Origin of the sequence: Paenarthrobacter nitroguajacolicus, from assembly GCF_007786235.1 — a bacterium.
In the GTDB taxonomy this organism is placed as follows: Bacteria; Actinomycetota; Actinomycetes; order Actinomycetales; family Micrococcaceae; genus Arthrobacter; species Arthrobacter nitroguajacolicus_A.
This window is the reverse complement of the sequence record NZ_VNFK01000014.1, coordinates 78821-100558: the sequence shown is the minus strand read 5'-3', so window position 1 is coordinate 100558 and position 21738 is coordinate 78821. Positions and strand designations below refer to the sequence as shown.

The window sequence follows — 21738 nt, the reverse complement described above, 5'->3', positions numbered from 1 at the left end:
TGAAAATGTGTCGGCGATCACATAGGTTCGTCCCTAACCGTGTCGTTGGGGCGCGGGTGATCGAAAAAGGGGAATCGTGACCATGGCAGTTGGCGTTGATCTTTCCAAAGCACTTGACAAGGCGTTTGAAGACAAAACCCTGAAGGAAATTCTGGATTCATCTCCGGCCGCGTTGGCAGGTGTTACGGATGCCACCGCCAAAGCACTGAAGGATTCACTAGGAATCGACACCATCCGCGAGCTCGGTAGCAATAAGTACTTCGCAGTCGCAGGCGTACTCGTCGCCCTGGAGGGCAAGACGAAGTAGTCCCCGGACAGAGCCTGCGGCCGGCCGGCCGCTGAGCCACGCCATTGCAGGATGACCAGCCCATTGCGGCCAGGGGCTTCCAGACGTGACGGCGTGGCTCTTCTGTGTCCGGGACTGGCTTCGCCCTCGCAGTGCCCGTTCAAGGCGCAGGGTCGTCAGCCGGTAGATTAGTAGGCAGTTGTTTTTGCCACATCTGCCATAGAAACGGATACGAACCCGTGGTCCTTCGTCTTTCCCAGCTGTTCCTGCGCACTCTGCGTGAAGATCCCGTCGACGCCGAGGTCGCCAGCCACAAGCTCTTGGTGCGTGCCGGCTATATCCGCCGCGCAGCACCTGGCATCTATACGTGGCTCCCGCTGGGCCTGAGCGTCCTGCGCAAGGTGGAGGACATCATCCGCCAGGAAATGTCCGCCATCGGAGCCCAGGAAGTCCACTTCCCGGCGTTGCTCCCGCGCGAACCCTACGAGGCCACCAACCGCTGGACCGAGTACGGCGAAGGCCTGTTCCGCCTCCAGGACCGCAAGGGCGCGGACTACCTCCTTGCCCCCACGCACGAGGAAATGTTCACGCTGCTGGTGAAGGACCTGTACTCCTCGTACAAGGACCTGCCGCTGAGCCTCTACCAGATCCAGAACAAATACCGCGATGAGGCCCGTCCCCGGGCAGGCCTCCTCCGCGGCCGCGAGTTCATCATGAAGGATTCCTACTCCTTCGACGTTGACGACGCCGGCTTGGACGCCAGCTACGCCGCCCACCGTGCTGCGTACCTGAAGATCTTCGAACGCCTGGGCCTGGAAGTCATTCCCGTTGCCGCGACGGCTGGTGCCATGGGAGGTTCCAAGAGCGAGGAATTCCTGTTCCCCACCGAAATCGGCGAGGACACGTTCGTTCGCTCGGCCGGCGGCTACTACGCCAACGTCGAGGCCGTCACTACGGTGGTTCCGGCGGAGATCGACTTCACCAATGCTCCCGCAGCGGAGGTCCTGGACACGCCCAACACCCCCACCATCGATACTCTGGTGGACGCAGCCAACCAGCTGGCTCCCCGCAGCGAGTCCGACGGCGGCGCCTGGACTGCCGCAGACACGCTCAAGAACGTCGTTCTCGCCGTCACGCTGCCCACCGGTGAGCGCCAGATCGTAGTCATCGGCGTACCGGGTGACCGCGCCGTGGACCTCAAGCGCGTGGAAGCCAACATCGGTTCCCACCTGCCGATCGCCGGCGAGATCGGCCTCGAAGCTGCCAACGAAGAGGATCTCAAAAAGCTGCCCTGGCTGGTCAAGGGCTACATCGGCCCCGGCCTGTCGCTGGACCAGCCTGTGCTGGGTCTTGAGGGCTCCTCCAAGGTGCTGTTCCTCGTGGATCCCCGAGTGGTTTCCGGCACCAGCTGGGTCACCGGCGCCAACGCTGAGGGCAAGCACGTCTTTGGGCTGGTCGCAGGGCGGGACTTCTCTTGGGACGGCGTTATTGAGAGCACCGAAGTGCGCGCGGGCGATCCCGCACCGGACGGCTCGGGACCCTTGGAGACTGCACGTGGCATTGAAATGGGCCACATCTTCCAGCTTGGCCGCAAGTATGCCGAAGCCCTGGACCTGAAGGTCCTGGACCAGAACGGCAAGCAGGTAGTGGTCACCATGGGCTCCTACGGCGTTGGCGTGACACGTGCTGTCGCTGCCCTGGCTGAAGCCAACCACGACGACCGCGGCATCGTGTGGCCTCGCTCGGTTGCTCCGGCAGACGTCCACGTGGTGGCTGTCGGTCGTGGCGACGAGATCTTCGAAGCTGCGGAGAGGCTTTCCGCCGAGCTCGAAGCTGCAGGCCTGGACGTCATCTTCGATGACCGCCCCAAGGTCTCACCCGGTGTGAAGTTCGGCGATGCCGAGCTGGTCGGCGTGCCCACCATCCTGGCCGTTGGCCGGGGACTCGTGGACGGCGTCGTGGAGATCAAGGACCGCCGCAGTGGCGAAGCTGAGAACATTTCGGTGGACAAGGCCGTGGACTACGTGGTCAACGCCGTCCGTACCCGGTGATATCCGGCTTCGAATCGATCCAGCTCACCACTCTCATCCTGATTGTGGTGGCTGGATTCGCAGCCGGTTGGGTTGACGCCGTCGTTGGGGGCGGGGGACTGATCCAGCTCCCCGCCCTGCTGCTGGTCCCGGGGATCACGCCCGTCCAGGCGTTGGCTACCAACAAAATGGGATCCATCTTCGGGACCACCACCAGTGCTGTCACCTACTATCGACGCGTCGGACCGGACCTTAGGACGGCCATACCCATGGCGGTCATCGCGTTGGCCGGCAGCTTTGGCGGAGCCATACTGGCGGCCTCGCTTCCGGCCAGCGTTTTCAAGCCGATCATCGTGCTTGCGCTGATCGCCGTCGCAATCTTCACCGCGTTGCGCCCCAATGCCGGTGAGCTGACGGCGCTCCGCCACGACGGCCACAAGCACTACGTTGTGGCGTGCTTGATCGGCGCCGTCATCGGTTTCTATGACGGTTTGATCGGCCCCGGAACGGGGTCGTTCCTGATTATCGCCTTGGTTTCGGCCATGGGCTACGCCTTCCTCGAGGCCAGTGCCAAGGCCAAGATCGTCAACATGGCCACGAACGCCGGTGCCTTGATCTTCTTCCTGCCGCACGGCTCCCTGCTGTGGGGCGTGGGTCTGGTGCTCGGCTTGGCCAACATGGCTGGTGGCTACCTAGGCGCCAGGACCGCCGTCGCCAAGGGAAGCAGCTTTGTGCGCATCGTTTTCCTGCTGGTGGTGGCCGCCCTGATCATCAAGCTCGGCATGGACGTGTGGAACGAGAACTTCGCATCGTAGGTTAGAGAATCGCATCGCCCGGTTCGGGAAGCTCGTGCGCCGGAGGCAAGTCGTCCAGTGTCCTGCCGGCAAGAGTGCTGGCAATCCAGAGGGAACGGGCGAGGTCGCCGCCGTGCCTGGGTTTTGCGGCATACCACAAAGCGTTTTCCACCTCTCGCGCAATGCTCCACTGCCGGGCAGCCTCGGGGTCCAGGCCGGCGGCACGGCTGAAATCGTGGCAACGCTCGCGCAGCCCGGTGGCAGGGTTGCTTCGTGGTAATTCCCTGATGCGGTTCCACAGGATGGGGGCCACAGCGAACTCTGCCTCACCCACCTGCGGTTGCGGATCGATGGCGAGGTAGGCGCCGCGGCCGGGATGGTCGTCAGCCCAGGTGCCAAGGATGTTCATGAAGTGGAGGTCCGTGTGGACCAGTACGTCCTTACCGGCACGCCGACCCACCGCACCGCGGGTTTGGCATACCTCCAAGGCCGCTTCCAGCAACCACCTGGGGAAAGGCCGCTCCAGTCGCTCCCATTCTGCAGGCAGCTCATCGCTCCAACGTTCGGCAGTCGCCGCAACGTGGTCGAAACCCAGCCACTCAGGCCGGTCATCCGGGGCAATGGACAGCTCGCGCATGATGGCGCCCCACACGTCCCTGGCCTCATCCAGCGGCGCGTCCTGAAGCCAACGGCTGGCGTCCAGGCGTTCGAGGAGCATGGAGCAGCTCGCGGCATCGGCAGCCAGCAGCCGGACTGCTCCCCGGCCGCCCCAGAGCGCGAGGGCGTGCCGCTCAACGAGCGCTTCCTCGTGGGGGTAGGCGATCTTCAGGGCAGCCGACCGGCCACCCTGAAGGACGGGAACCACCAAAGCCCCATGACCGTTCCAGGGCTCGGCGCCTGGCGCCAAGTCCACTGACAACTGCCAACGGTCCAGGGCCTCGGAAATGAGTCCCGGGAGGCTCGCCAACCAATCCCTGCCCGCGGAGTCGCGGTTGTATCGGGCGTGGAGGTCGCCCGGAATAGGAATCATCGCGTGAAGGGTCACGCGATCAGCCTAACTCCGCCGCAACTCCTGCCCCCTAGAAAACGCCGCTCGCGCCCAAGAGGGTTCCGATCGAGAACGTCGCCGCCAAGGCCAGGGCACCGCCCAACACCACCCGGGCTGCGGCTCGGAACCTCGGCGCACCGCCGATCCAGGCTCCCACCGCACCGGTGATGGCCAAGGAAAGAAGGACGGCGATGAAAGTCAGGGGCACACGCATTCCCGGCGGCGGCAAGAGGATTGCCAGCATGGGAAGTGCCGCGCCCACAGTGAACGCCACCGCGGAAGCCACAGCTGCGTTCCAGGGGCTGACGATGTCGTCTTCTTGGATGTTCAGTTCTGCGGACAGATGGGCAGCCAAGGCATCGTGCGCAGTCAATTCCTCTGCGACGGTCCGCGCGGTCCTGGGGCTGAGCCCCTTGGACTCGTAAATGGCGGCGAGCTCGTTGAGTTCATCCTCCGGCTGCTCGGCCAGTTCGCGGCGTTCCTTTTCGATCAACGCTTTCTGGGAGTCGCTTTGGCTGCTGACGGACACATATTCGCCCAAGGCCATGGAGATCGCGCCGCCCACCAAACCAGCGGTTCCGGCGGCGAGAATGCTGCCCGTGTTGGTTGTCGCTCCTGCGACGCCAACCACGATGGCAGCGACGGACACTATGCCGTCGTTGGCGCCAAGGACTCCTGCCCGCAACCAGTTCAAGCGGTGTGCCAGGTCGTCCCGGTGGGGTTCGTTCTCATGCAGGGTGGCAGTTTCTGTGGAGGCCATGATCCAAGCCAAGCACCGGGGGGCGTCCTTTGCCAGCATGGGCAGGCTGTCCTACCTGCTGCCGGGCTTGCTTCCGGTGGCGGTGCCGGGAGTGGAACCGGGTGTCGGCAGGGGAGGCAAGTTGCCGGCGTCGAGCTCTATACCGGGCAGGGCTGGAACGTCGGCACCCCACGCCGTGCTTCGGCGGGCAGCTGCCAGCAGTCCATCGATGGCCCAATCCCTCGTATCGCCTGTTCCCAAGGCCACAAGATCTCCGAAGCCAGGCAGGGATGAAGACTCAAGTGCACCCAGAAAGGAGGCCGGGTCCTGGGCGAACTTCCCGGGCAGCCGGTAACCTGCCTCGGAGGCGGGGACTTCCGTGCAGCTGGCCCGGGTCAGTGCTTCGGCTTGTTGGAGCATCTGCTCATGCACTTGGAGGTACCGGGCAGCGGTGGCCGTGTTGTCCAGTCGCCTGACCGCCACTTGGTAGACATAGACTGCCTCCTGCTGCGCCCGGACCGAAGCCGCCAGCGCTGTACCCGTGGTGGCGGCCGCTGCGTCGGGAATGGGGGTTGTGGAGGGACACGCGGTTGCCGATGTCCCAGCTGCAGGAACGCTGCTGCCTGAAGGGCCCTTGCTGGTTGAATACGGCGTCTGTTTCGGCGCGGGCAGCTGCCACGCGGCCGCCAGCTCTTCGGCCTCCAGCAGCTGAGCGGATCCGACGGCGGCGAGCAAACGGGCGATACCGCCGTCGGCCTCGCGGGCGTCGTCGAGGCGCTTCTGTCCACTGCCGGCCAAAGCCGTGACCAGGGCGGCACGGGTGGGCTTCGCGTTCGGTGTTCCGTCCGCGGGCGGTTCGAGTGGGGTACTTGACCTGCTGGGGGAGGTGTCGGCGGGGTCCAAGAGCGCGCGTGCATGGGTTGTCAGCAATGTCACAGCCTTTTCCAGCCCGGCCTTTCCTGTGTCCGGAACTGAGGCCTCGGCCAAGGCAGCAGCCGATTCACTCAGCTGCAAGGTGTCTTCGAAGGCGTGGGCGCGGGCGGATTCGGAGAAGGGGATAGCCGGGGGAGTCCCGGAATCACGCGGAATAAGGACAACGCCGGTGCCTGCCACGAGCAGCGCCACCACGGAAACGAGCACGAGTCTGCCCCACGCCGGTGTTCGCTGTTTTTCGCTTGTCTGCTCGTCCACAACACACCATGGTGTCACGTGGGCGGGGAACTCCGTGCACCAAGTTCCCGCGAAAATCGTTAGGCTAGTAGTCACAACAACATCTATCGGGAGGCGGCGGGCAACGTGAGTGACTCGGAAGCCACGACTTCAACAGACCGTTCTGATTCGAACTCAACGGCCACCATCCACAACCCGGAAGAGAGCAGGCTTAAGGCGCTGCTCCAACCGGCCGTCCTTGCCAGCAGGCTCTACCTTGAGGATGTTTCCATCCACGTAGCCGGTTCACACCGCACGGTCCACGTTGTCGTGGACCTGCCGCAGGAGGAGACCGGCGGCGTCAGCCTCGACGCCATCGCCGACGTCTCCCGCGGGCTGTCCGATATTCTGGACAACGATCCCCATGATGACGGCCGTCCGTACGACCTTGAGGTTTCCTCTCCGGGAGTCGGCCGCCCCCTGACGGAACCGCGCCACTGGCACCGCGCCCGCGGACGCATGGTCAGGGTCAATGTCATCCAGGGCGACAACCTCTTGGGCCGGATCGCTTCCGTTGGTGACCACGACGTGACGCTCATCCCCGAGCACGAGGTCAAAAAGGGAATGAAGCCCAAGCAGGGCGACCCCATCACTATTCCTTTCGACAGGATCCGCCAAGGAAAAGTCGAGATTGAATTCAGCCACCTCCACGAGGCTGCGCTGGAAGACGAGCACAACGGACCTTCCGAGGAGGCCTAATGGATATTGACATGAGCGCACTGAGACTCCTGGAGCGTGAGCGTGAAATCCCGCTGGATCTCCTGATTCCCACCATCGAGCAAGCACTGTTGGTGGCGTACCACAAGACGCCCGGCGCCTTTGAGAAGGCTCGCGCCGAACTGGACCGCAAGAGCGGGCACGTGACCATCTGGGCCACTGAAATCGATGACGACGGCGAGCCGATCGGCGAGTTCGAAGACACTCCGGCCGGTTTCGGTCGAATCGCTGCCAGCACTGCCCGCCAGATCATCCTGCAGCGCCTGCGCGATGTTGAGGACGACAACGTGCTGGGCGAGTTCAAGGGCCGCGAAGGCGAACTCGTGGCAGGCATGATCCAGCAGGGCAACAACCCGCACATGATCCAGGTCAACCTGGGAGCTGTTGAGGCACTGCTGCCGCCGCCCGAACAGGTTCCCGGAGAGAAGTACCTCCACGGAAGCCGCCTGCGCGCGTTCGTGGTGGATGTCCACCGCGGTGCCAAGGGTCCGTCCATCACGCTGTCCCGTTCACACCCCGGGCTGGTCCGGAAGTTGTTCGAAATGGAAGTGCCCGAGATCGCGGACCACTCCGTGGAGATCGTGGCACTTGCCCGCGAGGCCGGCCACCGTACCAAGATTGCCGTCAAGGCAAACACCCCGGGCGTCAACGCCAAGGGTGCTTGCATCGGTGAAATGGGTTCGCGTGTCCGCGCAGTCATGACGGAACTCAATGACGAAAAGATCGACATCGTCGACTTCAGCGACGACCCCGCGACCTTCATCGCCAACTCGTTGTCGCCGTCGAGAGTGAATTCCGTCACTATCACGGATGAAGCAACCCGTTCGGCCCGCGTCGTCGTGCCGGACTACCAGCTGTCGCTGGCCATCGGCAAGGAAGGCCAGAACGCGCGGCTTGCAGCCAAGCTGACCGGGTGGCGCATCGATATCGTCTCGGACGCCGCTCCAGTCAAGACCGACTAGCGGTTCAACCGGCGGCCCATGCCGCCGGTTTGGCGCCGCGCTGGCGGCGTTCCTGGTTTCGGGAGTACCGGGCCGGGGGCTAGACTAGATGGAACCGGGCTTACGTCCGGTATCCGCGCGCTTTGGCGTGCCTCAGCTGCGTGTGCAGGTCAGGGGCCGTCGGGCGCCAGTAGCGTAAGGCAGGTTGGACACATCGTGGCTGAACTGCTCGATCATGGCCTTGGGCCTGTTCGCACGTGCATCGGATGCCGGAAACAAGGTTCCCGGTCCGAGCTTGTCCGGCTCGTCGCCCAAGGCAACGGTTCATCCGCTGTCCTGGTGGATGTTCGACGCCGGATGGCCGGCAGGGGTGCGTGGCTGCACCCCAGCGAAAAGTGCTTGGCATTGGCAATCAAGCGGCGCGCTTTCGGAAGGGCCCTCGCGGGCGCTGCCGAAACGGGCGCCGTTGAACGTTACCTGATGCCGGGTACGCCACTCGTGGAGGCCCAGGCCCCCACGGGAAAACCGTCCAAACCTGAAAGCGGGTCAGAAAACTGATGGAAACCCGATGAGTTCCCAGCGATGAGTGCGTAACGATGACAACTTTGTTGCGCTCTGCAATGGGCCTTTCACTCGCGCAAGCGGCGAAGGCCCGCAGTAAGAAGTAGACGGTTCGTGCCTGGCTCGGTGCGGACCGAGACAGGAGAAATGTGGCCAAGGTCCGCGTACATGAGCTCGCCAAAGAGCTCGGTATTACTTCCAAAGATGCAGTAACCAAACTGCAGGAATTGGGCGAATTCGTTCGCTCCGCCTCTTCCACCATTGAGGCCCCCGTCGTGAAGAAGCTTCGCGACGCCTACCCGGGTGCCGGCGCTGCAAAGTCCGCCGCGCCCGCAGCCGCTCCCGCGGCAACCCGCCCCGCAGCATCCCGTCCGGCCGCTCCGGCTCCCGGACCTGCAGCACCGAAGGCTCCGGCCCCCGCAGCCCCCGCTCCGGCAGCTCCGGCTCCCGCAGCACAGGCACCTGCGGCACAGGCACCTGCGGCACAGGCACCTGCAGCACCCGCTGCTCCCGCCGCGTCCACGCCGGTTTCCGCGAAGCCCGGTGCCCGCCCTGCTCCCAAGGCAGAGACTCCGGCTCCGGCGCGTCAAGGTGGCCAGGCGCCGCGTCCGGGCGGTCCTCGTCCGGGCAACAACCCGTTTGCTACGTCCCAGGGCATGCCCCGCGGCCGTGGCGGCGATGGAGACCGTCCGCCGCGTCCGGGTAACAACCCGTTCGCACCGTCCCAGGGCATGCCCCGAGGCGAACGCCGCAACGACGGCGAACGCCCCGGTGGTCCCCGTCCCGCAGCCGGTGCAGGCGGACCCCGTCCCGCAGCAGGCACCGGTGGTCCCCGTCCGGGCGCTCCGCGTCCCGGCGCGCCCCGTCCGGGTGCTCCGCGCCCCGCCGGTGGTCCAGGCGGCGGAAACCGTCCTACTCCGGGCATGATGCCCAACCGCACTGAGCGTCCGGCTCCGGGTGGCGCAGGCCGTCCCGGTGGCGCAGGCCGTCCCGGCGGCGGACCGGGTCGTCCCGGTGGCGCACCAGGTGCAGGTACCGGTGGCGGAGCTCCCGCCGGCGGTGGCTTTGGCAAGGGTGGCCGCGGTCGCGGTGGCACCCAGGGTGCCTTCGGCAAGGGCGGCGCCGGTCGTGGCAAGCAGCGCAAGTCGAAGCGTGCAAAGCGCCAGGAACTGGAGCAGATGAGTGCTCCGTCGCTGGGTGGCGTATCGGTACCCCGCGGCGATGGCGAGACCATCATCCGCCTGCGTCGCGGCTCGTCCATCACGGACTTTGCCGAGAAGATCGATGCGAACCCCGCATCGCTCGTGACCGTGCTGTTCCACCTCGGTGAGATGGCTACGGCTACGCAGTCCCTCGACGAGGACACCTTTGGTTTGCTTGGCGCCGAACTTGGCTACAAGCTCCAGGTTGTTTCGCCGGAAGATGAAGAGCGCGAACTGCTCGACCAGTTCGACATCAACATCCAGGACGAACTCGATGCCGAAGGCGACGACGTCCTCGAAGCCCGCGCACCGGTTGTCACGGTCATGGGTCACGTTGACCACGGTAAGACCCGCCTGCTCGACGCCATCCGCAACTCCAATGTTGTGGCCGGCGAGCATGGTGGTATCACCCAGCACATCGGTGCTTACCAGATCAGCCACGTCCACGAGGGCACGGCCCGCGACATCACCTTCATTGACACCCCCGGTCACGAGGCCTTCACGGCCATGCGTGCACGTGGTGCCAAGGTCACTGACATCGCGATCCTGGTTGTCGCAGCCGACGACGGCGTTATGCCCCAGACGGTGGAAGCGCTCAACCACGCACAGGCAGCAAACGTGCCGATCGTCGTCGCAGTGAACAAGATCGACAAGGAAGGCGCCAACCCTGACAAGGTCAAGGGCCAGCTGACCGAGTACGGCCTGGTTCCCGAAGAATACGGTGGCGACACCATGTTCGTTGAGGTCTCTGCCCGCCAGAACCTCAACATCGACGAACTGATCGACGCAGTCCTGCTGACGGCCGATGCCGCCCTGGACCTGCGTGCCAACCCGGACAAGGACGCTCGAGGCATTGCCATCGAAGCGAACCTGGATAAGGGCCGCGGTGCGGTTGCTACCGTCCTCGTCCAGTCCGGTACCTTGGCTGTCGGCGACACGATCGTTGCCGGTACGGCCCACGGCCGTGTCCGTGCCATGTTCGACGAGAACGGTGAGGCACTCGATGTCGCACTGCCGTCCCGCCCCGTCCAGGTCCTCGGCCTGTCCAACGTGCCGCGTGCAGGTGACACCTTCCTGGTGACCCCGGACGAGCGTACGGCCCGCCAGATCGCTGAGAAGCGTGAAGCTGCCGACCGCAACGCCGCACTGGCCAAGCGTCGCAAGCGCATCAGCCTGGAAGACTTCGACCAGGCCGTTGCCGAAGGCAAGATCGACACCCTCAACCTCATCCTCAAGGGTGACGTGTCCGGTGCCGTGGAAGCCCTCGAAGACGCCTTGCTCAAGATCGACGTCGGAGACGACGACGTTCAGCTCCGCGTCATCCACCGCGGTGTGGGTGCCATCACGCAGAACGACGTCAACCTGGCAACGGTGGACAACGCCATCATCATCGGCTTCAACGTCAAGCCGGCCGAGCGTGTTGCAGAACTGGCTGACCGTGAAGGCGTGGACATGCGCTTCTACTCGGTCATCTACGCAGCAATCGATGACATCGAAATGGCCCTCAAGGGCATGCTCAAGCCGGAGTTCGAAGAAGTCCAGCTTGGTACTGCCGAGGTACGCGAAGTCTTCCGTTCTTCCAAGTTCGGTAACATCGCCGGCTCGATCGTCCGCACGGGCATCATCCGCCGTAACACCAAGGCACGTGTCAGCCGCGACGGCAAGGTCATCGGTGACAACCTCACCGTTGAGACGCTCAAGCGCTTCAAGGATGACGCCACCGAAGTCCGCACCGACTTCGAGTGTGGTATCGGTCTTGGCTCCTTCAACGACATCACTGAAGGCGACATCATCGAGACCTTCGAGATGCGCGAAAAGCCGCGCGTCTAGGTTCCGTTTGGAACGGGTCCGTCGGGTAGCCCCGGCGGACCCGTTCCGTACCCGTTTCTACTTTCCAGGAGGAAGTCATGGCTGATCCCGCACGCGCTGCCAAGCTGGCACAGCGGATAAAGGTCGTCGTCGCTGAGGCCCTCGGACGCCGGGTCAAGGATCCGCGCGTCGAGTCCATCACGGTCACCGACGCCCGCGTCACCAACGACCTTCAGCACGCCACCATCTACTACACCGTGTTTGGTGACGACATCGCCCACGCAGACGCTGCCAGGGCCTTGGAGAAGGCCAAAGGTGTGCTGCGGCAGGAAGTTGGCCGCAACATCACTGTTCGGCTCACTCCGACGCTCGAATTCGTAGCTGACCAGATTCCGGTCAACGCCTCGAACCTTGAGGAACTGCTGCGTGAAGCCAAGCGTCGCGATGCAGAGGTAGCCGCATTGGCTGCCAGCGCCAAGCACGCAGGCGAAGCAGACCCCTACAAGGGTGATGCCCCGGAGGACATCGACGAGGACGACTTCGACGAAGAGGACACTGACCTCTCCGGCGACAACGAACTCGACGAAGACGCCAACCGCTAGAACCTCAAGTTTTTGTACAGCTCATGCCCCTAAGACTGCGTTTTAGGGGCATGAGCTGTACTCAAACTCGTTAGGATCAGAGCATGTCGGCGCACAGTGCTCACCAGCGTGAGGAATACCTGAACCGGGCCATCAGGCTCGCCGTGCAAAACGTCTCCGACGGCGGCGGCCCTTTCGGTGCCGTCGTGGTCACCCCGGACGGAACCGTCCATGAGGGAGTCAACCGGGTGACCCGGGACCACGACCCCACGGCACATGCCGAGGTGGTGGCGATCCGCAGGGCAGCTGCGGCCATCGGGAAGTTCGACCTCTCCGGATCCGTCCTCTATGCCAGCTGTGAGCCCTGCCCACTGTGCCTTTCAGCCACGCTCTGGGCAAGGATCGGGCGGGTCTACTTTGCAGCTGACAGGCATGGCGCTGCGAGGGCAGGGTTCGACGACGCCTTGTTCTACGAATATTTCAGTGGTGACAGGCCCGAGCTTCTTCCCGTGGAGCATGCCGAGCTGGCCGCGTCCGACGAGCCGTTCGAGGCGTGGCGGAACCACGCACGGCGTACGGCTTACTAGGGCCGGCCCGCCTAAACCCCAGCTCGCGCCGGGAGGCGATTGACGCCGTCGAGCAGGTCATCCTGCCCGCCGCAGAGGGCAATCCTGATCCAGTCCTCGCCGATGGACCCGAACGCAGTACCCGGCGCGAACGACACGCCGGAATCGGCCAGGAATTTACGCACCCAGGCGCGGACGTCCCCTCCGCTCAGGTGCGAGACGTCGGCCCACAGGTAGAAGGCTCCCTGCGCTCCGAGGTACGGGATTCCCTTGGTTGCAAGCACCGCCGACGCTGCATCCCGATTGCTCCGATAGTGGTCGCGCGCCCTGGCCACGTAGTCCTGTGGGCCGGTCAGTGCGGCCAGCGCGGCATATTGCGAGGGCGAAGCGACGCAGGACACGATGGACTCCATGACGTTGTTCATCTTCTGCTCCAGCCCCGGCGGGCAGACCAACGCGCCGATGCGAAGGCCCGTGAGCCCATACGTCTTGGAGAGTGTCAGGGACGTGAAGACCCTCGCTTGGCCCGGAACGACGCTGTCAAAGCGGGCAGGACTGACATGGGGTACATCGAACGTAAACGCCTCGTAGCACTCGTCGGAGATGATCCAGAGGTCGTGGCGGACAGCCAGGTCAACCAAATCCCGGACAGCATCTTCGCTGATGACGGCGCCCAAGGGATTGGACGGCGAGTTCAGCATCAGGACCTTGGTCCGCGAGGTGATGAGGGCCTCGATGTCCTCGATATGTGGCTGGAAGTCGTTGTGCGGATACAGCGGATACTGCACGGGAACAGCGTGCAGGAGCCGGCTGGTCATCGCGAACGTGGGGTACCCGGGGTTCGGAGTGAGGATTTCGTCGCCGGGGGAGAGGAGCAGGCTCATGGCGAAATGCAGGCCCTGCTGGGCGCCGTCCACCACATAGACCCGTTCAGCACCAATGTCCACGCCCTGCTGCTCCCGGAAGCGGGCAGCAAAAGCTTTGCGGAGGGCAGGAATCCCGGCATTCGGTGTGTAGTTGGTCTCATCCCGGTCCAGGCAGTCGATGCCGGCGTCCAGGACATGGCGCGGCAGCGCAAAGCCCGGTTCCCCGATGCTGAGGACGATAGCTCCGGGGGTGGACCACGCGGCTTCGGTGATTTCGCGGATCTGGTTCACGGGTACGTCGCGGACGTGCGCGGCAAGCTCAGGCATGGGAGCCATCCTAGCCACCCATATACTGGTAAGCGTGCTTTCTGGACTGGTAATCGTTGACAAACCGCAGGGATGGACCAGCCATGATGTGGTTGGCCGGATGCGGCGGCTGGCCGGTACCCGGAAAGTGGGTCACGCAGGCACGCTTGATCCCATGGCTACCGGTGTTCTGGTGCTCGGCATCAACAAGGCAACCCGCTTGCTGACGTACATCGTGGGCACGTCCAAGACGTATACCGCCACCATCAGGCTCGGCGAAAGCACCATCACGGACGACGCCGAAGGCGAGGTCACGGAGGCCCGCAGCGCGGCGGATGTCACCGACGACGCCATCGCAGCCGGCGTTGCCGCGTTGACCGGTCCCATCCAGCAGGTGCCCAGCAGCGTCAGCGCCATCAAAGTCAACGGCGAACGTTCCTACGCCCGCGTCCGCTCCGGCGAAGAAGTTAAGCTCGCTGCCCGCCCGGTCACCATCCACCGCTTCGACTTCCACTCCATCAACCGAGTGGACGGCGGCAGGGTAGTGGACGTTGATGTCACTGTGGAGTGTTCTTCCGGAACGTACATCAGGGCCTTGGCCCGTGACCTCGGCAACGACTTGGGCGTCGGCGGCCATCTTACGGCCCTGCGCAGGACCCAGGTGGGTCCGTACACCCTTGACCAAGCCCGCACCCTCGAGGAACTGGCTGAAGAGCTCGAAGTTCTGGACATGTCACTGGCCGCACGCGCCCTCATGCCCAACAGGGAACTGAGCGACGAAGAGACAACCGAGATCTCCTTTGGGCGCCGCATTGCTGCCGGCCCCGGGGCAGGCACGCCGGGCGCGGCCACGGCTGACAATCCTGCCGCAGCGTTTGCGCCGTCGGGGGAGCTGGTAGCGCTGCTGGCAGATACCGGGACCTTCGCAAAACCCGTCCTGGTTTTTGCCCCGGGCACAGGACCGGGGTCGGGGACAGACGCAGGAACAGGACAGGCAAAGTAGGTATGGACGGATACTTTTACGCCATCCTGATCGTCGGATTGGTGTCCACGATCATGTGCATCGTGGCCGGTTTGATGAAGAAGGCCCCAAATGACCCCACGATCTTCTCCGTGCTCGCCGTGGAGCTGGTGCTGGTGGTGTATTTGGTGGGATCGATCGTCCGTGTTGCCATGGGTGAGCAAATTGCCGGTGAGGCGTGGGAGTTCTGGGGCTACTTGATCACAGCCCTCATGATCCCGTTGGGTGCCGTCTACTGGGCGATCCTTGAACGCACGCGCTGGAGCAACTTTGTCCTGGCCGCCGTGGGCGTCACCGTGCTTGTCATGGCCGCCCGCATGAACCAGATCTGGTACTGACCTTGAAGGAAGAACACAACGTGACTGGAACCGAGACAAACTCTGCGAGCCAGCAGCCGCAGCAGAAGGACACCCGCAACACGGGTCCGGGTCGCCTGCTCATCGCGGTGTACGCCGTGTTCGCGCTTTCGGCGACTGCCCGTGCCGGCTACCAGATTGCCACCAAGTTTGCCGAAGCTCCGCTGGCGCACATCCTGTCGGCGTTCGCCGCCGTCGTCTATATCGTGGCCACCATTTCCCTGGCCAAGCCGGGCCGCACCTGGTTCAAGGTTTCGGTGGCAGCCGTGCTCACGGAGCTCATTGGCGTTCTGGTGGTTGGCGCAATCAGCCTCTTTGACCCGGTCGCGTTCCCGCATGACACCGTGTGGTCGCTGTTCGGGCGTGGCTATGGCTTCGTGCCGCTGGTGCTGCCGATCCTTGGACTCCTGTGGCTGAACAAACGCCGGCCGTCCTGAGCCGGGCACCCTTGCGGGTAACCTTAGAATGTTCCGGCGCCGGGAGGTTGCCGGGCGGAACGAATATCTGCAGTAAAAGGCGAGGTTGATGGTCCACATCTGGAACGATCCCACTGAAGTCCCCAAGGACTTCGGACCTACTGTCGTTACCATCGGGAACTTCGACGGCGTCCATCGCGGACACCAACATGTTCTCGCCCAACTGACGGGCAGCGCCAAGCGTCATAACATCCCCTCGGTGGCCGTGACCTTCGATCCCCATCCTGCCCAGGTGCACCGACCGGACTCCGCTCCGGAGCTGATCATGGGACTCCAGGACAAACTCGATGCCCTGGCCGACACCGGTGTGGATGCCGTGCTGGTCATGAAGTACACCCTGGACCTCGCCGCCATGACGCCTGTGGAGTTTGTCCAGGACGTTCTTCTCGACGGACTTCATGCCGCACACCTGGTGGTGGGCCACGATCTCCGCTTCGGAGCCGGCAATGCCGGCGACGTCGTCACCATGCAGGAATTGGGCAATCAACTCGGGTTTGGGGTTGAGGTTGTCAACGAGTACGGCGCGGGGGGATTTCCGGTCCACGACGACGGCGACGCCGACCGCCGCTGTTCCTCCACCTGGGTGCGGGAAGCCTTGTCCGAAGGCGACGTGGTGACTGCAGCCGCAGTGCTTGGCCGCCCGCACCGCATGCGCGGCGAAGTGGTCCATGGCGCTGCGCGCGGCAGAGACCTCGGGTTTCCCACTGCGAATCTCTCCCACGACTCCACGGGGTACGTCCCTGCGGACGGCATCTATGCGGGATGGCTGATCGACCAGGCCGGAACGCGGTGGCCCGCCGCCATTTCGGTTGGTTCCAACCCCACCTTCGACGGCGTCAGCCGGCAAGTGGAAGCTCACGTCATTGACCGCCCGGAGGAGGACGTGGAGGACTTCAACCTCTATGGCCAGACCGTGGCTGTCGAATTCACCCAGCGCCTCCGGGGCATGGTGGCCTACCGTGGACCCGAGGCATTGGTGGAGCAAATGTGCCTTGACGTTGCCCAAGCCCACGAGCTGTTGACCGCCCGTTAGCCGGTATTTCGACAACACCGCTGACGTGCCGGTAAACTGATGAGTGGATCCGGCTGCAGTCCGTGGCGGCTGGACCTGTTTTTGTGTGCGGCAACGTACCAAGGGCAACCCGTCAGCGAGGCGCTGCACCGGGAGGCACGGCACAACTCTAGGAGTTCACGTGGCACTTGACGCCGCTGTAAAGCAGTCCATCATCAAGGAATACGCAACCTCTGAAGGCGACACCGGTTCGCCCGAGGTTCAGGTTGCAGTCCTGACTCAGCGGATCAAGGATCTGACTGAGCACATGAAGGAGCACAAGCACGACTTCCACACCCAGCGCGGTCTGCTGGCCATGGTTGGTCGTCGCAAGCGCATGCTTTCCTACCTGAAGAACACTGACATTGCCCGCTACCGTTCGCTCATCGAGCGTCTCGGCCTGCGCCGCTAGTCTGCCTTGAGGGCGGCCCCCTCGTTTGCGGGGCGGGCCGCCTTCTTCACCAACAACTAAAAACAGGAATCAACCGCATCGCGCATTCGCGGTCCTCGGTAGTGATTCCCGGGAAGGCCATCTGTGACGATGGCGCCCGTGGATCTCGATCGATGACCGGGTGTCGTACAGGCCAGGAAAAAAGAAGAGGCCTGGGTTGATGCGGCGGACTTCCGCTAACAGAAACGGAGGTGACTCTCTATGGAGGGTCCCGAAATCCAGTTCTCCGAAGCCATCATCGACAACGGCCGTTTTGGCAAGCGCGTCATTCGCTTCGAAACCGGTCGCCTTGCCAAGCAGGCAGCCGGCGCTTCGATGGTCTACATCGACGAAGACACCGCACTGCTCTCCGCCACCACCGCAGGCAAGCAGCCGCGCGAGGGCTTCGACTTCTTCCCCCTGACGGTGGACGTTGAAGAGCGTATGTACGCCGCAGGCCGTATCCCGGGCTCGTTCTTCCGCCGCGAAGGCCGTCCCTCCACGGAAGCCATCCTGGCTTGCCGCCTCATGGACCGCCCGCTGCGTCCGGCCTTCGTTAAGGGCCTGCGCAACGAAGTCCAGATCGTCGTCACCGTTCTGGCCATCAACCCGGATGAGCTCTACGACGTCGTTGCCATCAACGCATCCTCGATGTCCACGCAGCTTTCCGGCCTTCCGTTCTCCGGTCCGATCGGCGGCGTCCGCGTTGCCCTGATCGCCGACGAGCAGGGTTCGCAGTGGGTTGCTTTCCCCAAGCACTCCCAGCTTGAGAACGCCGTATTCAACATGGTTGTTGCAGGCCGCATTGCCGGTGACGATGTCGCCATCATGATGGTTGAAGCCGAAGCCACGGACAACTCCTGGAACCTCATCAAGGAACAGGGCGCAACCGCCCCCACCGAAGAGGTTGTATCCGAGGGCCTGGAGGCTGCCAAGCCGTTCATCAAGGCTCTCTGCGAAGCACAGGCAGACCTGGCAGCCCGCGCTGCCAAGCCCACCGTTGAGTTCCCGGTCTTCCTCGATTACCAGGACGATGTCTACGCCGCTGTTGAAGCTGCTGCTGCTGACAAGCTGGCTGCTGTCTTCCAGATCGCTGACAAGCAGGAGCGCGACAACGCCTCCGACGAGCTCAAGGACGAAGTCCTTGGCGCCCTTGCCGGCACCTTTGAGGGTCGCGAGAAGGAACTGTCCGCGGCATTCCGCTCGGTCACCAAGCACGTTGTCCGCCAGCGCATCCTGAAGGACCAGGTCCGTATCGACGGCCGTGGCCTGACGGACATCCGCCAGCTGACCGCTGAGGTCGAGGTTCTTCCCCGCGTTCACGGTTCCGCCATCTTCGAGCGCGGCGAAACCCAGATCATGGGCGTCACCACGCTGAACATGCTCAAGATGGAACAGCAGATCGACTCGTTGTCGCCGGTAACGCGCAAGCGCTACATGCACAACTACAACTTCCCGCCGTACTCCACCGGCGAGACCGGCCGCGTCGGTTCCCCGAAGCGCCGCGAAATCGGCCACGGTGCCCTTGCAGAGCGCGCCTTGGTTCCGGTTCTGCCGACCCGCGAAGAGTTCCCTTACGCCATCCGCCAGGTATCCGAGGCCCTCGGTTCCAACGGTTCGACGTCCATGGGTTCAGTCTGTGCGTCGACGCTCTCCATGCTCAACGCTGGTGTGCCGCTGAAGGCAGCTGTTGCAGGTATCGCCATGGGCTTGGTGTCCGACCAGGTTGACGGCCAGACCCGCTACGCCGCACTGACCGACATCCTCGGCGCCGAAGATGCCTTCGGCGACATGGACTTCAAGGTTGCCGGTACATCCGAGTTCGTCACGGCCATCCAGCTGGACACCAAGCTCGACGGCATCCCCGCTTCCGTGCTGGCAGCAGCCCTGAAGCAGGCCCGCGAAGCACGCCTCCACATCCTCGAGGTCATCAACGCAGCGATCGACACCCCGGACGAGCTCTCCGAGTTCGCACCGCGTGTCATCGCCGTGAAGATTCCCGTGGACAAGATCGGCGAGGTCATCGGCCCCAAGGGCAAGATGATCAACCAGATCCAGGAAGACACGGGCGCGGACATCTCCATTGAAGATGACGGCACGGTCTACATCGGCGCCACCAACGGTCCGTCTGCAGACGCAGCACGTTCCGCCATCAACGCCATCGCCAACCCGCAGGTCCCGGAAATCGGTGAGCGCTACCTGGGAACGGTCGTCAAGACCACCACCTTCGGCGCCTTCGTTTCCCTTACCCCGGGCAAGGACGGCCTGCTGCACATCTCCGAGCTCCGCAAGCTGGCCAATGGCAAGCGCGTGGACAACGTTGATGACGTCGTCTCCGTTGGCCAGAAGGTCCAGGTCGAGATCACCAAGATCGACGACCGTGGAAAGCTCTCCCTCTCCCCGGTTGTTGCCGAGGAAGAAGGCGCAGCTTCCGAGGACGCTCCGGCCGAGGCCGTTGTAGAGTCCGCAGAGTAGTCTGTTAGCAGTACACCCGGCGGGGCCGGTGGGCTTGAAAAAGCTCCACCGGCCCTTCCGGCCTTAACCCGAAAGGCCTTAATGACTGTCGTACCCTTGCCGCTGGAACAGACGCTTCCCGGTGGCGAATTGATCCATGGCGCCGAAGGCGGATCCGTGGTCCGCCGCTCTGTCCTGCCCGGCGGCGTGCGCGTCCTGACCGAGGCCATGCCCGGTCAGCGGTCGGCGACCATCGGGTTCTGGGTTGCAGTCGGCTCGCGCGACGAAGCGGACGGCCAGCACGGTTCCACACACTTCCTTGAGCACCTGTTGTTCAAGGGCACCAAGAGGCGCACAGCCTTGGAGATCGCCTCGGCCTTTGACGAAGTCGGCGGTGAGTCCAACGCCGCAACGGCAAAGGAAAGCACGTGCTATTTCGCCCGGGTGCTGGACACAGACCTTCCCATGGCCATCGATGTCATTGCGGACATGATCACCGGCGCGGTCCTTGATCCTGCGGAATTGGAGCAGGAGCGAGACGTCATCCTCGAGGAAATCGCTATGGACAGCGATGACCCAACCGACGTCGCGCATGAAAAATTCGTGGCGGCCGTCCTCGGCAACCACCCACTGGCCCGCCCCATTGGGGGAACCCCGGATGCCATCAAGGCCGTGGCAAGGGATTCGGTGTGGGAGCACTACCAGCGCTACTACCGCCCTGAAGAACTCGTCATCACCGCCGCCGGTGGCTTGGACCACGATGTTGTCTGCGAGCTGGTGCTTGATGCGTTGGAGGCTGCCGGCTGGCAACTGGACGCTGAAGCGGCTCCGGTGAAGCGCCGCGGGACCGACCGGGCCGTCATCACCGGCACGTCGGGCCTCCACGTGGTCAAGCGCCCCGTGGAGCAGGCCAACATCATCATGGGTTGCCCCACCATCGTTGCCACCGACGATCGCCGTTTTGTCATGAGCGTGCTCAACGCTGTTCTCGGCGGAGGAATGTCCTCCAGGCTGTTCCAGGAGATCCGGGAGAAGCGCGGCCTGGTGTACTCCACGTATTCCTTCACGGCCGCTTATGCAGACGCCGGATACTTTGGAATGTACGCCGGATGCACGCCGTCGAAGGTCCGGCAGGTGCTGGAGCTCCTCGGCGTGGAACTGGACAAACTCGCCAAGGATGGGATCACCGAGGAAGAGCTCAGGAAGGCCGTGGGCCAGCTCAGCGGCGGGATTGTTCTTGCGCTAGAGGACACGGGGTCTCGGATGTCACGCTTGGGCCGGGCAGAGCTGGTATCCGGAGAATTCCAGGACATCGACGAAACCCTGGCACGCATCCAGGCCGTGACAGTGGAAGACGTTCAGGACCTTGCGCGCGAACTCGCTGCAGCTCCCCGGACCATCACAGTGGTGGGTCCGTTCGAGGAAACCGAGACCTTCGGCCTCTGAGAACTTCCAACCACCCGTTACGTCCCTAGGCTCTGGACGCACGCACTCTCAACAGGGCAGCATGATCACACGGTGATGATGCTGCCCTGTTCGACATTGGAGACGTGATGGAACTGCCCTCAAGCGGCCAGGCTGCGGAGATACTGCGGGACTTCATCGGTCACTGGCGGGGCATCACGGAGATCGCCGCATCGCCGTGGGGATCTGCTCGGACGGCTGAGGCAGAGGTGGTGTTCACCAAGGCCGCCGGCGGATACGCGGTGGTTCAGAGCTACCGGCACCGTGAAGCCGACGGCGCACATTTTGAGGGCCACGGCATGTTCACCGTGGACCGTGACCATGGAGAGACGCTCTGGTACTACGTGGACAGCATGGGCAGGCCACCGGCCAGCCCAGTCCGCGGGACGTGGACTGCCGGCACGTTGACTCTGGATCGGCGAACGACTGACGGGGTTGCCAGGCATACGTTCCGTGTGGAGGACGGCGTCCTGGTGCACACGGCCGATGTGCGGCTCGAAGGGACTGCCGGGTTCAGCCCCCTGCTGAAGAGCGTCTTCCGGAGGGTGTGACCTGGGTGCGGTCCTAGCCTCCGGCGAAAGGCGGCAGGACGTCGATCACGTCGTCCGCTCCAAGTGGCGCCGCACGATCCCGAACGGCTACCTCGTTGCGCAGGAAACTGCTCCGCGCAACGATCCGGGCAAGCGGCGGCGTGCCTTCGGGAGGTGAAGGACGTTCGACGGCGAGGGCGGCCTCCAGCAGGCCCTCCAGGCTGGTGCCTGCCGGAAGTGCGTGGAACTCTTCCTCGACGCCTGCGGCCGCGCGTGCGGCAGCGAAGTAACGGACGAGCAA

General features: G+C 63.9%; 22 protein-coding genes. 17 read left to right on the top strand and 5 right to left on the bottom strand.

The annotated features are described in order from the left end of the window. Window positions 1-82 precede the first annotated feature (82 nt). From FQP90_RS16845 to FQP90_RS16835, 3 genes are all read left to right on the top strand, one after another. Entirely contained in the window at window positions 83-307 is a 225-nt protein-coding gene (locus FQP90_RS16845) for a hypothetical protein (RefSeq protein WP_144652251.1), read from the top strand. 218 nt (window positions 308-525) lie between these two features. Continuing rightward, window positions 526-2337, top strand: coding sequence for a proline--tRNA ligase (locus tag FQP90_RS16840; RefSeq protein ID WP_144652221.1), 1812 nt, complete (start codon window positions 526-528; stop codon window positions 2335-2337). After that, window positions 2334-3131: a sulfite exporter TauE/SafE family protein gene (locus tag FQP90_RS16835; protein ID WP_144652220.1), complete on the top strand. Its 798-nt coding sequence runs from the start codon at window positions 2334-2336 to the stop codon at window positions 3129-3131. Before FQP90_RS16840 ends, FQP90_RS16835 begins: the two co-directional genes overlap by 4 nt. Window position 3132: 1 nt before the next feature. Here FQP90_RS16835 and FQP90_RS16830 read toward each other — a convergent pair whose 3' ends face one another. The 3 genes from FQP90_RS16830 to FQP90_RS16820 are packed head-to-tail and all read right to left on the bottom strand — an operon-like array spanning window position 3133 to window position 6088. Beyond that, the gene (locus FQP90_RS16830; RefSeq protein ID WP_144652250.1) at window positions 3133-4140 is read right to left on the bottom strand and encodes an aminoglycoside phosphotransferase family protein; all 1008 of its coding nucleotides are present in this window, start codon (window positions 4138-4140) and stop codon (window positions 3133-3135) included. 49 nt (window positions 4141-4189) lie between these two features. After that, complete coding sequence (locus tag FQP90_RS16825; protein ID WP_144652219.1) at window positions 4190-4918, bottom strand: VIT1/CCC1 transporter family protein; 729 nt, start codon at window positions 4916-4918, stop codon at window positions 4190-4192. 51 nt (window positions 4919-4969) lie between these two features. After that, window positions 4970-6088: a DUF4439 domain-containing protein gene (locus tag FQP90_RS16820; protein WP_244296813.1), complete on the bottom strand. Its 1119-nt coding sequence runs from the start codon at window positions 6086-6088 to the stop codon at window positions 4970-4972. A 105-nt stretch (window positions 6089-6193) separates the two neighbouring features. Here FQP90_RS16820 and rimP point away from each other — a divergent pair, with 105 nt between their 5' ends. The 6 genes from rimP to FQP90_RS16790 all read left to right on the top strand — a co-directional run bounded on the left by rimP (window position 6194) and on the right by FQP90_RS16790 (window position 12504). Beyond that, the gene (gene rimP / locus FQP90_RS16815) at window positions 6194-6805 is read left to right on the top strand and encodes a ribosome maturation factor RimP (RefSeq protein WP_144652217.1); all 612 of its coding nucleotides are present in this window, start codon (window positions 6194-6196) and stop codon (window positions 6803-6805) included. Then, window positions 6805-7785, top strand: coding sequence for a transcription termination factor NusA (nusA, locus tag FQP90_RS16810; RefSeq protein WP_144652216.1), 981 nt, complete (start codon window positions 6805-6807; stop codon window positions 7783-7785). The genes rimP and nusA overlap by 1 nt, the downstream gene beginning before the upstream one ends. 195 nt (window positions 7786-7980) lie before the next feature. Next, window positions 7981-8322 carry a YlxR family protein gene (locus FQP90_RS16805; RefSeq protein WP_144652215.1) on the top strand — a complete coding sequence of 114 codons (342 nt, stop codon included), beginning with the start codon at window positions 7981-7983 and terminating at the stop codon, window positions 8320-8322. A gap of 152 nt (window positions 8323-8474) precedes the next feature. Beyond that, window positions 8475-11357, top strand: a complete 2883-nt coding sequence (gene infB, locus FQP90_RS16800) for a translation initiation factor IF-2 (protein ID WP_144652214.1) — start codon at window positions 8475-8477, stop codon at window positions 11355-11357. Between the two features lie 77 nt (window positions 11358-11434). After that, complete coding sequence (gene rbfA / locus FQP90_RS16795) at window positions 11435-11938, top strand: 30S ribosome-binding factor RbfA (RefSeq protein ID WP_144652213.1); 504 nt, start codon at window positions 11435-11437, stop codon at window positions 11936-11938. 83 nt (window positions 11939-12021) lie between these two features. Then, window positions 12022-12504, top strand: a complete 483-nt coding sequence (locus tag FQP90_RS16790; RefSeq protein WP_144652212.1) for a nucleoside deaminase — start codon at window positions 12022-12024, stop codon at window positions 12502-12504. A gap of 11 nt (window positions 12505-12515) precedes the next feature. Here the strand turns inward: FQP90_RS16790 and FQP90_RS16785 are convergent, their stop codons facing one another. Continuing rightward, window positions 12516-13676 (bottom strand): pyridoxal phosphate-dependent aminotransferase, encoded by a 1161-nt coding sequence (locus FQP90_RS16785; protein ID WP_208760031.1) that lies wholly within the window; start codon window positions 13674-13676, stop codon window positions 12516-12518. A gap of 34 nt (window positions 13677-13710) precedes the next feature. Here FQP90_RS16785 and truB point away from each other — a divergent pair, with 34 nt between their 5' ends. The 8 genes from truB (at window position 13711) to FQP90_RS16745 (ending at window position 21458) form a co-directional block, all read left to right on the top strand. Further along, a complete protein-coding gene (gene truB, locus FQP90_RS16780; RefSeq protein WP_208760030.1) occupies window positions 13711-14658 on the top strand; it encodes a tRNA pseudouridine(55) synthase TruB in 948 nt (315 codons plus the stop codon). A gap of 2 nt (window positions 14659-14660) precedes the next feature. Next, the gene (locus FQP90_RS16775) at window positions 14661-15014 is read left to right on the top strand and encodes a hypothetical protein (protein WP_144652209.1); all 354 of its coding nucleotides are present in this window, start codon (window positions 14661-14663) and stop codon (window positions 15012-15014) included. A 20-nt stretch (window positions 15015-15034) separates the two neighbouring features. Next, window positions 15035-15469: a hypothetical protein gene (locus FQP90_RS16770; RefSeq protein ID WP_244296812.1), complete on the top strand. Its 435-nt coding sequence runs from the start codon at window positions 15035-15037 to the stop codon at window positions 15467-15469. Between the two features lie 88 nt (window positions 15470-15557). After that, the gene (locus FQP90_RS16765) at window positions 15558-16541 is read left to right on the top strand and encodes a bifunctional riboflavin kinase/FAD synthetase (protein ID WP_144652207.1); all 984 of its coding nucleotides are present in this window, start codon (window positions 15558-15560) and stop codon (window positions 16539-16541) included. A gap of 160 nt (window positions 16542-16701) precedes the next feature. Further along, a complete protein-coding gene (gene rpsO, locus FQP90_RS16760) occupies window positions 16702-16971 on the top strand; it encodes a 30S ribosomal protein S15 (protein ID WP_144652206.1) in 270 nt (89 codons plus the stop codon). Window positions 16972-17211: 240 nt separating this feature from the next. Then, the gene (locus FQP90_RS16755) at window positions 17212-19464 is read left to right on the top strand and encodes a polyribonucleotide nucleotidyltransferase (protein WP_144652205.1); all 2253 of its coding nucleotides are present in this window, start codon (window positions 17212-17214) and stop codon (window positions 19462-19464) included. 81 nt (window positions 19465-19545) lie between these two features. Beyond that, window positions 19546-20889: a M16 family metallopeptidase gene (locus tag FQP90_RS16750; protein ID WP_144652204.1), complete on the top strand. Its 1344-nt coding sequence runs from the start codon at window positions 19546-19548 to the stop codon at window positions 20887-20889. Between the two features lie 107 nt (window positions 20890-20996). Continuing rightward, window positions 20997-21458 (top strand): DUF1579 family protein, encoded by a 462-nt coding sequence (locus tag FQP90_RS16745; protein ID WP_144652203.1) that lies wholly within the window; start codon window positions 20997-20999, stop codon window positions 21456-21458. Between the two features lie 13 nt (window positions 21459-21471). On the opposite strand, the gene FQP90_RS16740 is transcribed toward FQP90_RS16745, so the two are convergent. Further along, on the bottom strand, window positions 21472-21738 hold the full coding sequence (locus tag FQP90_RS16740) for a MoaD/ThiS family protein (protein ID WP_144652202.1): 267 nt from the start codon (window positions 21736-21738) through the stop codon (window positions 21472-21474).